The following is a 17641-nucleotide window of genomic DNA, read 5'->3' on the forward strand; positions in this document are numbered from 1 at the left end:
CGTTGCTGATTTTTTTTGCGCTAACAGCCGTATATGAACTTTGCGTGACAGAAGTTCAGTCCGGCCCCTCGCCAACCGCCTAACCCTCATACGTGAGCCTGTGTTGCTCCTGGCGATAACAAAGAAGGAAGTGTCCCGATGGTCCGCTGCAAACCCACGCTTAAGCTGAATGCCCAGGGCTCACGGGCCCAGACTGTGTTGCGTCTCAAGCCGCTGGCGCAGGTCATCGCCTTATGGGTGGTGGCGGGCAACGCCTCGGCGGCGACGGCGTTCAGTCCGGCCTGGTTCGCGGCCAAGGGGGCGACCCAGGCGACCACGGCGGCGCGCATCACTGCCGGGCAAATGCCGTCGGTGCCGACCTTGAACCAGCAGGCGCGGGTCAATCAGCAGTTGGCGCGTTCCATCAGCACCCTGAACACCAGCGTCGCGGCGATTGCGGCGCAGCAGGCCGCTCAGGCCGCCGGCCGGCAAGCGGCGTTCGGCCAGGTGTCGACGATTCCCGATGGCCTGGGCAAAGGCGGCCTGCAAGTGGACAACAGCCTGACCCAGGGCTGGACCAACGCCAAGGCGCCGACCCAGACCCAGGCCGGCGGCAAGACCACGGTGAGCATCGAGCAGACCGCCGACAAGGCGATCCTCAATTGGGAAACCTTCAACGTCGGGCGCAACACCACGGTGGACTTCCAGCAGCAGTCCACCTGGGCAGTACTCAACCGCGTCAACGACGCCCAGGCTCGCCCCAGCGAAATCCAGGGCCAGATCAAGGGCGCCGGGACGGTGATGATCATGAACCGTAACGGTGTGGTGTTCAGCGGCACCAGCCAGGTCAACGTGCGCAACCTGGTAGCGGCGGCGGCGAACATCACCGATGAACAGTTCACCCAGCGCGGCCTGTATGTCGACACCAATGGCACCCAACCGACATTCACCGACGCGGCGGGCAAGGTTCAGGTGCAGCGCGGCGCATTGATCCAGACCCACAACGCCGCCACCTCCACCGACGCCGGCGGCTATGCCTTGCTGCTGGGCAGCGACGTGGAAAACGCCGGCACCATCATCACCGCCAAGGGCCAGACTACCTTGGCGGCCGGTGACAGTTTCTACATCCGCAAAGGCGTGGGCACGGCGGGTAACGAGCGTTCCACCACCCGTGGCAATGAAGTCGCCACCAGCCTCAAGGCGGGCAGCACGGCGGGTGCGGTGACCAACAGCGGCCTGATCATGGCATCCACCGGCGACGTCACCCTGACCGGGCATCAGGTGCAGCAGAACGGCGTGGCCCTGGCCAGCACCTCGGTGGACACCCGCGGCACCGTGCACTTGCTCAACGCGGCCAGCGACAGCAGCGGCAGCGTCAGCCTGGGGGAGGGCAGCACCACCGCGATCCTGCTGGACGCCAGTGGCAGCACCGCACTCAACAGTCAGAAAGACAATGGCCTGATCAAACTCGACGGCAGCCCCGCCAATTTGATCGGCGGCGCGTTCAACCACCTCAGCGCGGTAGTCGACCGCACGGACCAGTCACGGATCGAGATCGTCAGCGGCGGCACTGTGGATTTCCGCAAGGGCTCGATCACCCTCGCCACCGGCGGCCAGGTGGCCGTCAGTGCCGGCCAGCGCAGCCTGGTGCGCGACGGGGCGATGATCGATGTATCGGGGGCCGTCGGCGTCAAGGTGGCGATGGAAGCCAACAACATCAAGATCAACGTGCAGGGTAACGAGCAGCGCGATGCGTCGGTCAACCGCGACAACGGCCAACTGATCAACAGTGATGTGTGGGTCGACCTTCGCGACCTGGTGTTTGTGCCCGCCGGCACCAACGGCTACGCCACCGACCGCTGGTACACCGCCGGTGGCCTGCTGGAAGTCGGCGGTTACCTCGGCACCCAGGGCCATTCGGTGGGTGAATGGATGGCCCAGGGCGGCACCGTGACCTTTACCGGCAAGGAAGCGGTGACCCAACAGGGCGCGCAGATCAATCTGTCGGGCGGCACCGTGGACGTGCAAGGCGGCTATATCCGCCAGACCTGGCTCAAAGGGCCGAATCGCCGTTTGTACGAGCTGTCCAAAGCGCCCGGCGACATTCTCTATTCCGGTATCTACAAGGGTTACGAAGACACTAGCGTGCGCTGGGGCCAGACCGAGTATTACTACAACCCGCTGATCGCCCCCCAAGGCCGCAATGAGGCCGGGTACACCGTGGGCCGGGACGCCGGCAAACTGGTGGTCGGCACCTCCAGCGCGGTGCTGGAAGGCCGCCTGATCAGCGATGTGTTCCAAGGCGATCGCCAGACTCAGGCGCCCATGCCCAACCTGGACGGTTACCAGCAATCCCAGAAGGCCATGGCCCAGCTCGCGCAGTTGATCGTGGGCCAGTACACGCCGTTCTACAACAAAGCCAACGGCACCTTGCGCTACGCCTTGGGGGCGAACGCCGATCAGGTGACGCTCGAAAACGACACGCAAGCGATTGCCGATGACCTGGACCTTGCCAATGCACTGCCGGCCGACCGCCAGGGCAAGATCGTGCTCGACAGCGACCTGCTCAATGCCGCGCCGTTGGGCGCCATCAAGGTCGCGGCTCGCCAGCAGGTCAGCGTCAATGGCGCGCTGCGCGTGGCCGACGGCGGCGATATCACCCTGTTCGGGCCGCGCGTCGACATCAATGCCAACCTCACGGCCCACGGCGGCAGCCTTAACGCCGGCAACATTCTCAGCCAGGTCAACCCGTTCAAGGCCGGCGTGGTCGAGGACACCACCCTGGCCGGTGGCGCGCAGGTCACGCTGGGCGCAGGCGTCAAACTCGACACCAGCGGGCGCTGGAATAACCTGCTGCTGGAACCCGGCAATGGCAGCGGCCTTGCGTATATCAACGGCGGCAAGGTTTCGCTGCGCAGTTCGAGCCAGTTGAACCTGGCGGCCGGCAGCGGGGTGGACGTGTCCTCCGGGGCCACCCTGGGGGTAGACGGCAAGTTGATCGGCGGCAAAGGCGGCAACGTGACCCTGGGCGCCCTCGGCGCTCTGGCCCTGGATGGCGACGTGCGCGGTTATGGCGTCAATGGCGGCGGCACCTTGGCCTTGCAGGCGCGCACGGTGCAGATCGGCAACCGTGTCGGCGCGATGGACCCGGACACCTTGCACCTGGCCGGCGACTTCTTCGACAAGGGCTTCTCGGCCTACGACATCACCGGCAACGAAGGGCTGATCGTCACCGACGGCACTCAAGTGAATGTCAGCCTGCCGACCTATCGATTGGGCGCGCAGGCGTCCACGGTGGCGACCGGCGGCGCACCGACCACGGCCCTGGAGCAGTGGACCTCGCCGCTGTATCAGGAAGATGCCGCCAAAGGCGTGCTGACCCAGCGTCGCGGCGCCGGTTTGAGCCTTACCGCCGGCAATGTATTCGCCACGGCGGCGCAACTGGCGAGCACGGCCTTGACCGTGGGCCAGGGGGCGGTGATCAACGTCGATCCTGGGCAGGCCATCAACTTGCGCAGCGTCGGTCAGTTGACAATGGATGGCACGCTCAATGCCTGGGGCGGCAGCGTCAGCCTTGAGGGGCTGACTGCAGCCACTTCGGAAGCGGTGAATGCGGCCGGTCATGGCCGCTCGATCTGGGTTGGCGAGCACGCACTGATCGATGTGGCAGCGCGTGCAGCCACGGCGGTGGACAGCCAAGGGCGCCGTTATGGCGTGGTGCGTGACGGCGGCAGCATCAGCCTGGGCGGCACGCTGGACCTGAACACCGGCCTGGCCAAGGCCAGCGACCTGTTTGTGGTGGTCCGCGACGGCGCACGACTGGACGCCTCCGGCACCCAAACCGAGCTGACAGTGCCGGGGCAGGGCACGGTGTCGGTAGCCAGTAACGGCGGCAGCATCAGCCTGGCCTCCAACAACGGCCTGTACCTGGAGGGCAGCGTGATGGCCAGGGCCGGTGGCGCTGGCGCGGCGGGCGGCAGTCTTAACCTGGCGCTGGAAAGTCCGTATTACACCAAGACCGGGGTCGCTGACCGGGTGCTCAAGGTGCGTGAACTGGTGCTCGGCCAAGGGCATTCACCGAGCGCTCTGGCTGGCACGGCCGAAGCGGCGGCCGATAGCCTGGACTATGGGCACGCACGTCTGGGCGTGGATCAAGTCCAGGCCGGCGGCTTCGATAACCTCGCGCTGCTGAGCAATGGTTTGCTGAGCTTTGACGGCGACATCCGCCTGAATATGGGCCAGAGCCTGCGTCTGTACAGCCGTGGCTATGGCCTGAGCGACAACGCCGCCGCCACGGCACGCATCGACCTGTCGGCGCCGCACCTGCTGCTGGCGGGCTATCTGCCGCCCCCCGAGAGCGGCAAGGATTTCTACGTGCGTCCGGTGCCGGTGCTGCCGGTGCCGTCCCAGCGTGCCACTCAGGCGCAGTTCAACGCCGAGGGGCAGTTGGTCGAAGTGCGTGGCAATGTGATCTTCGGTAACCGCAGCAGTCTGTACCGCGCCGACGCCAGCCAGGCCAGCCTTGAGCGCCGCGGCTTCGACCAGGTCAACCTGACCAGCCAGGGCGACTTGCGCTTTCTGGCGGGGACTTCCGTGAACGACATCATCACCGGCGTCAGCACCCAGTTGCTGACCCAGGGCGACATGACCTTGCGCGCGGCGCAGGTGTACCCCGCCACGGACGTCAGTGCCCGGGTGATTGCCGGCTACCTCGGTGAGTCCAGCACCATTACCCAGGGCCTGGACTTTAATCCGCTGCGCAGCTTGACCCTTGGCCGCGTCGGCAGCACGGAGGCTGCGTTGCCGTATTCGGCGTTCGGGCGCCTGCAACTGGGCGCCGCCACCGTCAAGCAAGGCGGCGTGGTGCGCGCGCCGCTGGGCTTGATCAATATCGGCAGCATGGGCAGCAGCCAGGTGCAATTGCTGCCGGGCAGCGTCACTTCGGTGAGCGGCAAGGGGTTGGTGCTGCCCTATGGCGGCACCCTGGACGGGCAGGTCTACACCTATAACGGCAAGACCGTGGCCTTTCTCGGGCAGGGCGGATTGGTCAATACCAACAGCGACCTGAGCGTCGGCGTGATTCTGGGCGGCCAGTCGGTGGCCGTGCAGTCGGGGGCGGTCGTCGATCTGTCGGGCGGTGGCGAGCTGCTGGGCGCCGGGTTTATCTCCGGACGCGGCGGCTCCACGGATGCGCGCTACAACCCCCTGGTGCAGTTCGGTGCCAGTGCCGGGTTCGTGCTGCCGGGGCTGTCCACCAACCCGGTCTACGCCATTGTGCCGGGGGCACAGCCGGGTGCGGCGCCGGTTGCGGCCGAGGGCGGTGCCGTGGCGCCGTTGGTGGGCCAACAGGTCACCATCGGCGCCGGGGTGCCGGGCTTGCCGGCCGGCACCTACACCTTGATGCCGTCCACCTACGCGCTGATGCCGGGGGCTTATCGCGTGGAGATCAATGGCCTGGCGGGGCTGGGCAGCGACAACGCGACCACCTTGATGCGCAACGGCTCGTGGGCCACCTCCGGGCAGTTGTCGATTGCCCATACCGGCATCCGCAACAGCGTCGCCACCCCATTGATCCTGACCTCGGCGGACACCCTGCGCCGCTATTCCCAATACAACGAAACCAGTTACGCCCAGTTCGCCAAGGCCGATGCCGCCCGGTTGGGCGTACCGCGCCCTCTGCTGGAAGCCGACGCCAAAACCTTGAAGTTGGCCTTGCGCCCCGGCGCGGGGGCCGATGGGTTTTCATTCAACGGTATCGGGCGCTTTGACGCCGCCACCGGCGGCTACGGCGGTACGGTCGCGGTGCTCGACCAGAGCCGGTTGGGTATCGAGGTGGTGGCGCCGCAGGCGTCTGCCACCGCCGGTTTCGGCGGCATTAGCCTCAGAGCCGACACCCTCAATGCTATCGGTGCCGCACGGTTGATGATCGGCGGCATGACGGTGGTGGATTACGGTCAGTCGGGTAACTTCATCAGCCTGGCCAGCGGGGTGAATGCCGCCAACAGCAACATCACTGTGCGGGCCGGTGCCACCCTGGCGGCGCCGGAAGTGTTCCTGGTCAGCGACACCGGCGCCATCGTGGTGGAGCAGGGCGCCTCCCTCAACACCTTGGGCCGGGGCAAGGCCAGCTACGATGCCCGCGACGGGTTTATTTATCAGGTCGCCAATATGCTCGGGGTGTCCAACGGCTTGCTCAACGTGGTCAGCGCCTCGCGGCCTGGCGGTGTGATCAGCGAGGGGATCAACGTCGGCGCCTGCGCTGCCCAATCTTGCGTCGGCCAGACCGGGCTGTACTCCGAGGGCAGTATCGTGGCCCTGACCGACGGCACGTTCCAACTGGGCGACCAAGTGCGCTATGGCACCCGTCACCTCAACCTGGGCGTGAGCACCATCAACCTGGGCAGCGTCGCAGCCCTGGCCGCGGCGGCCGCCGGCAACCGCTTGCCGGCCGGTTTGACCTTGAACCAGGCTCTGCTCGACCGCCTGCTGCGCGGCGACACGCAACTCGGCGCCCCGGCCTTGGAAACCCTGCAACTGTCGGCACGCGACGGGTTCAACCTGTATGGCAACGCCAGCCTCGACACCTATGACCCGTTGACCGGCAAATCGCTGCTGAGCAACCTGATGCTGTCCACTCCGGCGCTGTACGGCGCCGGCGACGCCAACGACGTGGCGACCCTGCACACCGCCAATCTGATCTGGCTGGGCGCCACCCAGGCCCCGGGCGCAGTGGTAACGGGCGGTGCGGGCACCGGCAGCGGGCGCCTGGATATCAACGCCGAGCGCATTGAGTTCGGGTATGGCGCCTTCGGTCAGCCGAGCAACGTGAAAAGCTTCGACCGGTTGGCCCTGGGCTTTGCCACGGTGAACCTCAACGCCAGCGAACGCATTACCGCCAACCACAAAGGCAGCCTGTCGGTGTACCAGCGCCAGGGTGCCTATGACCCGGTCAGCGGTTACCAGTACAGCGGTGGCAACTTGACCATTCGCACGCCGTTGATGACCGGTGAGGCCGGTTCGGTGAACAGCATCAAGGCCGGCGGTGCGATTGACATCGGTGCGTCGTCAGGCCCCCGTGGCAACGCCAACGGCCAGGGCGCGCAACTGTCCCTGCAGGGCGACAGCCTGCGCGTGGCCAGTGCGGTGGTATTGCCCAGCGGCAAAGTCAGCCTCAGTACACGGGGTGATCTGGTGCTGACCGACGACGCCCTGATCGATGTGGCCGGCCGTGCGATGCGCTTCAACGACGTGACCCAATACGGCTGGGGCGGCGACGTGCTGCTGGACAGCCGCAGCGGCAATATCCTGCAGGCGGCGGGCTCGACCATCGATCTGTCGGCCCAGCATAACCAGGCCGGCAAATTGCGCGCGGTGGCCACGGATGCGGCGGGCGGTATCGTCGATCTGCAAGGCAAGATCCTCGGCAGCAGCAGTGGCTATTTCAACGCCGGCGGCACCTCGATGCCGCAACCGGCGGGCAGCGTGGAGATCCAGGCGCAGCGCCTGGGCAGCAGCGGTGCTTTGGACCAACAGTTCGCTGACCTCAACCAACGCCTGAACCAGGGCCAGGTGTTCGGCGCGCGCAGTTTCCAACTCAAACAAGGCGACCTGACCATCGGCGATGGGCTCAAGGCCGGCAGCATCAGTGTGTCGGTGGACAACGGCAGCCTGCGGGTCACTGGCCTGGTGGATGCCAGCGGCGAGCGCGTCGGCACTATCAACCTGGCCGGCAAGCACGGCCTGACCCTGGACGGCAGCGCCGTGCTCGATGCCCACGGCAGCAAGTTGCGGGTGGACAGCTACGGCAAGATCATCGACGCGCCGAACCGCGCCATGGTGGTGCTGGGGTCCGGCGATGGTCAACTGACCCTGGCCGACGGCGTGCGCATCGACCTGCGCCACGGCACTGCCGCCACCGGCAACGACGGGCGCCTGCGCGGCACCCTGGAGCTGAATGCGCCGCGCCTGATCAACCCGGATGGCAGCAGCAATGACGTGGCCATCGACGCTCACGGGCGGTTAGCCATCCAAGGCGCGCGCTCCATCACCCTCAACGGCATGGCGCGCTATGACGATGCGCCGGAAAAAACCGACCCGACCGCCAGCGGCAGGCCGTACCAGGAAATCACCCAGGGCTACCTGGACCAGAAACACGCCCTGAGCGAAGCCTTTATCAATGCGGCGCTGCTCAATCAGAACCTGCTGGATAACAAACTCGCCGGCCTGAACAACGCCACCTACGCCGATGCCTTGCACCTGCGCCCAGGGGTGGAAATCGTCAGTAAAACCCAGGACGGCGACCTGGTGGTGCAGGGTGACCTGGACCTGTCCGGCTACCGCTATGCCAGCCTCAACCCCCATAGCGTCAAGGACAACGCGGTCTACGGCTCCGGTGAATCCGGCAGCCTGACCCTGCGCGCCGGTGGCGACCTGAATATCTACGGCAGCCTCAACGATGGCTTCGCCAAACCGCCGGTGTCCGAGGATGACAAAGGCTGGGTGCTGCTACCGGGCGTCGACTTCAGCGGCGGCACTATCGTGGTGCCGGGCAACGGCGTGACCCTGGCCGATGGCACGGCGTTCCCGGCCGGCAGCACGTTGAATTACGACCTGCCTATCAAAGCGCTGACGATGGCCGCCGGCACCCGCTTGCCGGTGGCCGCGACGTTGGGCCAGGAGCTGGTATTGCCAGCGGGCAGCGTGGTCTCGGCCGATGTGCGCGATGCCGGCGGCAACCTGTTGCTCGCTGCGGGCACCTTGTTGCGTGAGGCGCAGACCCTGGCGATCGGCACCCAATTGGGCGCCGGCACACTGTTGGCCCAAGGCACCCGACTGGACGGTATGACCTGGCCCAAGGGTGTGCCGCTGCCGGCGATACACCAGGCGAACGCGGCCAATAACACGGTGCAGCTCAGTGGCAGCAAAGCCTTGCCCAAGGGCGCACTGATCCCGGCTGGGACCGATGTGAAACTGCCCAACAATGCGACCTCGGTCGCCCTGCGCGTCGGGGTTTCCGGCCCGGCCGGGCAGGTCTGGGCGATTTCGCCGATGCTGGCCGAAGGTACCCAGTCGTGGTCGTTGCGCCTGGTGGCGGGCGCCGATACCGAGGCGGCGGACAGCCGTCTGCTGCAAGCCCATCCGCGCAGCGGCGATATGCACTTGGCGGACAACCACTACGGGATGTTCGCCAAGCAATTGCCGAGCAAGGGCATTCAGACCTGGACCGCCCTGGCGGTGGCTGAACTGAGTGGCGCGGGTGTGGATGTCAAGGTAGGTGACCCCATCGAGCAATCGTTGCTCGACGCGATGGGCCAGGGTTCGATCGAGGATTTCTGTGCCAGTTCGCCGGACTACTGCGCAATGAAAGTGACCTACGTGTGGACTCAGAAAGCGGCCGATGAATTGTTGGAACAGGCCAGTATCGTGGTTCCGGTAGGGGGGGTGATCACCGAGGAGTTCCTGGCCAGCCTGCAGTTGCCGGGTGTGGACGAGCTGTGCGCCGTCGCGCCGGATTACTGCGCGGCCCAGAGCAATACCGAATACGGCGCCACGCCGTCGAGTACGCGCTGGAGTGTGATCCGCACCGGCAGCGGCGACCTTGAACTGTTGAGCGCGGGCAACCTGCAGATGGACTCGTTGTTCGGCGTGTACACCGCGGGCACCTCATCGACCGGCACCTTCGCCGGTGACCCCTACAACCTGCCGAAGGCAAAACGGGCGGGCGCCGATCCGTTGACCAGTACGGTGCTGAACGACGCCGGCAGCTTCTTCGAACAGTTCGTCAACGGCTCGTCCACCAGTCTGTACCGCGCCTGGTACCCGGAAGCCGGCGGCAATCTGACCCTGAATGTGGGCGGTGACCTGACCGGGCATATCACCAGCAGCGTAGCCAGCAGCGTGCGCCCCAACCCCAAGGATGTCGGGGTCGACTCGGCGGCCGTCGGCAACTGGCTATGGCGCCAGGGCAGCGGTGCCGTGGCGACGGGCGGGCCGGCGCAACCGACGGCCTGGTGGATCAACTTCGGCAGTTACACCGCAACCGCGGCGGCGGACAAACTGCTCGGTTTCACCGGCTTCGGCACCCTGGGCGGCGGCAACCTGGACGTCAATGTGAGCGGCAACGCCGGGGTGCTGGATACCTTGGGCTACAGCGTGTATCGCCCCGAGGTGAACCCCCATAGCCAGGGCTTGGTTCTGGCCGTCGGCAGTACCGGACGGATCGCCGCCGATGGCAGCCAGCAGCTGACCGGTGGCGGCGATTTGCGTGTCCGCATCGGCGGCGCGCTGAACCCCGCCAGCGTGGCCGCCACCACGGACCACCGTGACGGCGTGCTGGTCAACCTGCGCGGCGACGTGCAGTTGCGCAGCGCGACCATGGGCAGTGTCGACCTGCTGTACGGCAGCACGGCGCGCAGCCAAAGCCCGGGTGAAACCCGCGCGTTCGACCCGCAGGTCGCGACCCGTGGCGTTGCCCGTGGCGGCATGACCCTGGTCCCCGGTGATGCCACGTTCAACCTGCAAACCCTGGGCGACCTGGTGGTGCAGAACGTCGAAGACCCAGGCCGGGTGGTGCTCTCCCATGTGTCGCCGTTTGCCCAAGGCGCCTCACTTGGCGGCGGTTCCAGCTGGTTTACGCTGTGGACCCGAGACACCGCCATCGACCTGTTTTCCCTGGGCGGCAACCTCACGCCCTTCAGCCGCATCGACGCGCTCCCCGACTTGGCGGTGGTGTATCCCTCGATCCTCAGGGCCACCGCCGCCGGCGGCAGCCTGTATTACGGTAAAGCGGCCGAGGCCCAGGCCAACGGCGATAACACCTACATGTTCCCCTTGCTGTTGGCGCCCGCCGACAATGGCCAGTTGCAGTTCCTCGCCCAGGATTCGATCTACGCCGGCGGCATGACCGTCAGCCGCTCCGGCACTGCCAGCAGTGCCATGGCGACGCCGTGGAATCCGGCCTTCCAGGGCATGCTCGGCACCCAGGTGGTGGCGAGCAACCTGTCGGCCAGCGGCAACCTGGATGCTCGTGCGCTATTTGCGTTCGGGCCCGGCACCACGTCCGCATCCACCGGCGGGCGTGGTGAGCCCGCGCGGTTTTATGCCATGGACGGCGACCTAGTGGGCGTCAGCAGTGGCCGGATCATTCGGTTCGACACCTCCCCTGGCAGCTTGCATGAAGGTCAGACCTGGTACGAAGGCAGCGGCCCGGTCCGCATGCTGGCCGGGCGGGATATCGTCAGCAGCGGGCGCGCGTTCGGCGATGACATGATGTTTGGCCGTTCGAGCAATAACCTGTTTATGCACGACGCGACCCAGGACATCTCCATCGTGTCCGCCGGGCGCGACATTCTCTACAGCAGCTTCCAGGTGGCCGGCCCTGGCCTGCTAGAAGTCTCGGCCGGGCGCAATATCCTGCTTACCGGTGTCGGCGGTGAGCACAGCGTAACCAGCCTCGGCGCGGTGTTGCCGGGCGACAACCGCCCCGGCGCGAGCATCGTTATGCAGGCCGGTGTGGGTGCCAGCGGGCCGGATTACAGTCGGTTCGTCGAGGCTTACCTGAACCCGCTCAATCAGGCGCAGGCCGGTGAATCCTTGCAGAGCGGCAAAGTGGCCAAGACCTACGACGATGAACTGGTCAGTTGGCTCGCCGAGCGCTTCGGCTTTGTCGGCGACACCGTCCAGGCTCGCGCCTACTACGCTGCGTTGCCCGCCGAGCAGCAACGGGTGTTTGCCCGCGATGTGTATTTCGCTGAGCTCAAGGCCGCCGGTCGCGAATACACCCAGGCCGGCGGCGTGCGCCAGGGCAGTTACGTGCGAGGTCGCGCAGCGATTGCAGCGCTGTTCCCGACCAAGGACGTGGCCGGCAACCCGATCACTTATCAGGGCGATATCACCCTGTTCAACGGCTCGGGTGTGCACACCAACGCTGGCGGAGCGATTCAGATGCTCACTCCGGGCGGTAGCCAGACCTTCGGTATCGAAGGCGCGGCGCCACCGTCGACGGCGGGTGTGATCACCCAAGGCGCGGGGGATATCCAGCTGTACTCGATGGGCAGCATTCTCCTGGGGCAAAGCCGCATCATGACCACCTTCGGCGGCTCGATCCTAGGCTGGACCGCCCAGGGCGATATCAACGCCGGCCGTGGCTCCAAGACCACCGTGGTGTACACACCGCCCAAGCGTGTCTATGACAACTGGGGCAACGTCGGCCTGTCGCCGTCGGTACCGAGCACCGGGGCGGGGATCGCCACCCTGAACCCGATCCCGGAAGTGCCGGCGGGGGATATCGACCTGATCGCGCCGCTGGGCACTATCGATGCGGGCGAGGCGGGCATTCGCGTGTCCGGCAACGTCAACATCGCCGCCTTGCGGGTGGTGAACGCGACGAATATCCAGACCCAGGGCAAATCCAGCGGCGTGCCGGTGACGGCCACGGTCAATACCGGCGCCCTGAGTTCGGCCAGCGCCGCCGGGGCGGCCGCCTCCCAGGCTGCGGAAGACGCGGCCCGCAGCCAGCAGGCGGCGGCCAGGCAGAGCCGGGCGTCGATCGTCACCGTGGAGGTGTTGAGCTTTGGCTCCGAGCCGGTGCCGCGTGAGCCGCAGGAGCAGCAGAAAACCTCGGCCTACAACCCCGACAGCCCTGTGCAGGTGCTGGGCGCCGGGCCGCTGAGCGAACAGGCGCGTGCGCGGTTGACCGACGAGGAGCGCAGACAGATCAGCCTTTAACGGGCGCCGGAACCTCTCGATGGACCTTGGGGGCGATCTATGATCGCCCCGTTTTTTTTTTTGCGCGCAGCCCTGGGTGATCAGCGCGTAAATGCCCCCGACCCAATCCCAAATGAAGCTTTCATGACAAAAGTTCGGTAGCCCATGGCCACTCCCGTCTCTCCTGTGTAACGCGCTCGACAGCATCCACAAGGTGCTCATCACGCGCATGCGGCAGGCCAGGAGTGGGGCAATGGGAACTATGGAACGTTATTCGAAAGTGGGCATGCAGGAGCTTGATCAGCGCCTGTCGAAGATCGTCGAAGCGGCGCGCAAGAAGCCGGTGTCGGTCTATCGCTACGGTGCGCCCTGGGTGTGGATCGTGTCCCAGGAAGATTGGCAGGGCGCGTTGAAAGAGGTCTCCAGCTATATCCCCGCCGGTCATTCCCTGGTGCTGCTGCGCCCGCAGATCGACGAGGCGCTCGACCAGCACCGCGACTGGCTGGCGGCCGAGCCGTCGATGACGATCGCGCCGCAGACCGTGCTGCAGATCCTGTTGCTGCAATTGCTGTATTCGGTGCCCAGCGAGCAGCAACTGCATGAACAACTCAATTACAACCTGTTGTTCCGCTGGTTCGTCGGCCTGGGGTTGAACCAGAAGGTCTGGAGCATCCAGGTGTTGACCCGCGACATCGCCACGCTGCTGAGCAACCCGCGCGCGGTGCAACTGATTCAGAAAATCATCGGTGAAGTGTTCTGTGGCGCCTTGCTGCACATGCCGGAGTTCTCCTTGAACTTCGCCCTGTTGCACACCTGGCTGGCACGGCATGGCAACCCTGCGATCGCCAGCCATTGAACCGGCCAGACGCAGTGCATAGCGCGGCGACGCACAACATAACTAGTTCAGGGGGCGGTGTGGAGCATCTGTTCAAATCAACGCTGGCGCTGTGCGGCCTGGTGCTGTGGAGTGCGGTTCAACCGGCGCTGGCCGAGGGCGACGCCCCGGTACGCCGGGTGGACGTCAACGAGTACTTCGTGCGCGGCAATACCGTGCTCGACGCGGCGACCATCGAGGAAGCGGTGTACCCGTTCCTGGGCCCGCAAAAGACCCTGGACGATATCGAAGGCGCCCGCGATGCGTTGCAGAAGATCTATCAGGCGCGCGGTTACCAGTCGGTGTTCGTCGAGCTGCCGGAGCAGAAGGTCGACGACGGTATCGTCTATTTGCAGGTCAGCGAAACCAAGGTCGGCCGGGTGCGCGTGGTGGGCGCCAAGCATTACTCGCCGGTGGAGATCCGTGAGCAGGTGCCGGCCCTGGAGGAGGGCGCCGTGCCGGACTTCGCCAGCGTGCAAACCCAACTGGCCGGCCTCAATCGCGGCACGGGGCGCCAGGTTACGCCGCTGGTGCGCGAAGGTCAGCGGCCCGGCACCATGGACGTGGACCTGCAAGTGGAAGACCAGAACCCCTGGCACGCCAGCCTGGGGCTGAACAACGACTACAGCGCCGACACCGAGAAGCTGCGTTCGGTCGCCACCCTGGGCTACGACAACCTCTGGCAATTGGGCCACAGCATTTCCCTGACCTACTTCACGGCGCCCCAGGACACCGAGAACGCCAAGGTCTGGTCGGCCACCTACAGCGCGCCGCTGGATGAGCGCTGGACCTTGCAGTTCTCCGGTTATCAGTCCGACAGCAACATCGCCACCATCGGCGGCAGCAACGTGCTGGGCAAGGGGCATTCGTACGGAGTGTCGGCGATCTACAACCTGCCGGCCGCCGACAACTGGGCCAACTCGTTCTCCCTCGGCGTGGATTTCAAGGACTTCGACGAGCAGCTCAACTTCGGCGCCAGCGGCGATCAGGTGCCGCTCAAGTACGCGCCGTTGACCCTGGGCTACAACGGCTATCGCTACACCGAACAGTCCCAACTGGGCCTGGGCCTGAACCTGGTGGTCGGCACCCGTGCGTTCTTTGGCTACGGCAGCGACGACGACGCATTTGCGTACAAGCGCTACAAGGCCAGCGCCAGTTTTGCCGTGCTCAAGGGCGACCTGAATTACACCTACACCTTCGCCAACGACTGGCAATCGGCGTCCAAGGCCGGCTTCCAGCTGGCCTCGGGGCCGCTGGTGTCCAACGAGCAGTACTCGGCCGGCGGCGCCACGTCAGTGCGCGGCTATCTGGCGGCCGAGCGCACCGGGGACGAGGGGTATTTGCTCTCCCAGGAACTGCGCACGCCGTCCCTGGCCAAGTTCCTCGGCAGTTATGTGCAGGAGTGGCGCTTTTACGCGTTCGCCGAGGGGGCGCGCCTGCGTCTGCACGACCCGCTGCCCGAGCAAGAAGACGAATACAGCCTGGCCAGCGTCGGCCTGGGCACCCGCGCCAGTTTGAGCAAATGGTTGTCCGGCAGCCTGGATTGGGGCTACCCGCTGCTCGATGGACCGAACACCCAGAAACAGGACTCGCGGCTGCACTTCAGTGTGCAGGCGACTTTCTGACTTTTTCTTCCGGAGACTTCACCCATGCAACGCCTATTTCTGAGCCTGTTGATCTGCCTGGGCTTCACGCTCCCGGCCACCGCCCACGCCTGGTGGCAGGATGACTGGCATTACCGCAAACAGATTTCCGTGGACACCACCGCCCAAGGCGCCGCGATCAACCAGGCCCTGGGCCGCACCGCGCTGCTGGTGCGCCTGCATACCGGCAATTTCAGCTTTGACGGGGTCAAGGAAGACGGGGCCGACCTGCGCTTCGTGAGTGCCGATGACAAGACCGTGTTCAACCACCAGATCGAAAGCTTCGACCCGCTGATGGGCATGGCGCTGATCTGGGTCGATGTGCCCAAGGTCGAAGGCGGCCAACGCCAGGACATTTGGATGTACTACGGCAACCAGAAGGCCCCGGCCACCGCCAATGGCCAACTGACCTTCGACCCCGATTACACCGCGCTGTACCACTTCGACGGAGCCCCGGCCACGCCGCCGCGCGACACCACGGCCTATGCCAACACCGCGTCGAACGCCACCGGCAGCAGCATCGACGGCGTGATCGGTCGCGCGCTGCAATTGGGCGGCCAGGCGCTGTTGCTGCCGGCCAGCCCCTCGCTGCAACACGCCGCCGGCGCGGCGTTTACCTTCAGTGCCTGGCTGCGTGTGGACCAGGCCAGTGGCGAGCAGATCGTCCTGGCCCGCCGCGACGGTGCTCACAGCCTGCTGCTGGGGTTGAACCAGGGTGTGCCGTTTGTGGAAGTCGATGGGCAACGTGCGGTGTCGACCCAGCCGCTGAACCCCGGCCAATGGCAGCACCTGGCGTTCACCGCCGAGGGCGCCAATGGGCTGCTGTTTGTGAACGGCCGCGAAACCGCACGCCTGGGCGTGGCGCTGCCGGCGTTCAATACGCCACTGGCCATCGGCGCCGACCTGCCGGACGCCGCGAGCACGCATCTGCCGTTCGCCGGGGCCATCGACGAGCTGCGTCTGTCCAAGGTGGCGCGGCCGGCGGCCCTGTTGCTGGCCGATGCCAGTGCCCAGGGCGCCGAGTCCAAGCTGGTGGCGTATGGCGTGGATGAAGAACAGTCCGGCTTTGGCTTCGGCAGCCTGGGCTTTTTGCTCAACGCGGTGCCGGTGGATGCCTGGGTAATCATTCTGGTGCTGGTGGCGATGATGGTGCAGTCGTGGTTCATCATGCTGCGCAAGAACCGCCAGGTCAGCCGGGTCAGCCGCGCCAACGAAGCGTTCCGTGAGCAGTTCGCGCAAATCGGCACCCGCCTGGAAATGTATTACGACGATGCGCTGCTCGCCGAGCGCCTGAGCCACTCCTCGCTGTGGCGCCTGTATTGCGTGGCGGTCAAGGAAATCCGCACCCGCCGCGCCCAGGGGGCTGACACCTCGTCGGTCTCGGCGGCCACCATCGAAGCCATCCGTTGCTCCATGGACGGTGTGCGTACCCGCGAAAACCAGGCCCTCAGCGCCAAGCTCTCGACCCTGTCCAATGCCATCGCCGGCGGCCCGTATATCGGCCTGCTGGGTACGGTGCTGGGGATCATGGTGGTGTTCCTCGGCACGGCCATGGCCGGTGACGTCAACATCAATGCCATCGCCCCCGGCATGGCGGCGGCCTTGCTGGCCACGGCCATGGGCCTGTTCGTCGCGATCCCGGCACTGTTCGGCTACAACCGCCTGATCACGCGCAACAAGGAAGTCAGCGCCGACATGCGGGTGTTCGTCGACGAGTTCATCACCCGCCTGGCCGAGATGCACGGCGAAAGCCAGCACAGTGAAGCGGCGCATCGGCGCGCGCCGCACGCATCGGTTCCGGCCTGAGGAGAATCGCCATGGCTTCCGTAAATGCCTCCCACGACGATGACGATGATGCCGCCGTCGACAGCATCAATATCACGCCCCTGGTGGACGTGCTGATGGTGGTGCTGGTGATGTTTATCCTCACCGCCACCGCCCAGGTGTCGGGGATCCAGATTCACCTGCCCAAGGCCAGCGCCTCGGTGTCGTTATCGGAGGCCAAGACCAAGGCCATCTCTGTCAACGACGGCGGCCAGGTGTTTCTCGATGCCTACCCGGTGACCCTCGGCGAGCTGGAAGAGCGCCTGCGTATCGAAAAAGCGCTGAACCCGGACTTCCCGGTGATCGTGCGCGGCGATGCCATGGTGCAGTACCAGAAAGTCATCGAAGTGCTCGACCTGCTGCGCCGGTTGGAGCTGTCCCAGGTCGGGCTGGTCACCGGCAAACCGAGCCAGGGCTGAGCCATGACCGCACAGATGCCGATCACACCGCCGACCAAGACCCCACGGCCATTGCGCCCACTGAAGTGGGGCGCCGGCCTGCTGCTGGGCGCCGTGGCCGCCTGGTTGTTGTGGCAGTGGGCCAACGACATGAGCGGCGTGCGCCGCGAGGCGCCCAAGGTGCCGACCATCATACCGTTGCCGCCACCGCCCCCACC

At 65.8% G+C, this 17641-nt stretch carries 5 protein-coding genes and 1 pseudogene; all 6 read left to right on the forward strand.

Going from position 1 to position 17641, the window contains the following annotated elements; translation table 11 throughout:
- Nucleotides 1-138 precede the first annotated feature (138 nt).
- Entirely contained in the window at nucleotides 139-12705 is a 12567-nt protein-coding gene (locus tag YA0848_RS27475; protein WP_198712383.1) for a filamentous haemagglutinin family protein, read from the forward strand.
- Nucleotides 12706-12946: 241 nt separating this feature from the next.
- Nucleotides 12947-13540 (forward strand): transposase, encoded by a 594-nt coding sequence (locus YA0848_RS27480; RefSeq protein ID WP_034096922.1) that lies wholly within the window; start codon nucleotides 12947-12949, stop codon nucleotides 13538-13540.
- 59 nt (nucleotides 13541-13599) lie between these two features.
- Nucleotides 13600-15183: a ShlB/FhaC/HecB family hemolysin secretion/activation protein gene (locus YA0848_RS27485; protein ID WP_034096923.1), complete on the forward strand. Its 1584-nt coding sequence runs from the start codon at nucleotides 13600-13602 to the stop codon at nucleotides 15181-15183.
- 24 nt (nucleotides 15184-15207) lie between these two features.
- Nucleotides 15208-17007 (forward strand): DUF2341 domain-containing protein, encoded by a 1800-nt coding sequence (locus tag YA0848_RS27490; RefSeq protein ID WP_169903869.1) that lies wholly within the window; start codon nucleotides 15208-15210, stop codon nucleotides 17005-17007.
- Nucleotides 17008-17018: 11 nt separating this feature from the next.
- The gene (locus tag YA0848_RS27495) at nucleotides 17019-17444 is read left to right on the forward strand and encodes an ExbD/TolR family protein (RefSeq protein ID WP_010211136.1); all 426 of its coding nucleotides are present in this window, start codon (nucleotides 17019-17021) and stop codon (nucleotides 17442-17444) included.
- 3 nt (nucleotides 17445-17447) lie between these two features.
- A pseudogene (locus YA0848_RS27500) lies at nucleotides 17448-17641 on the forward strand (energy transducer TonB); the annotation flags it as partial.

The organism is Pseudomonas sp. S4_EA_1b, from assembly GCF_016307435.1.
GTDB classification, from domain to species: Bacteria; Pseudomonadota; Gammaproteobacteria; order Pseudomonadales; family Pseudomonadaceae; genus Aquipseudomonas; species Aquipseudomonas rhodesiae.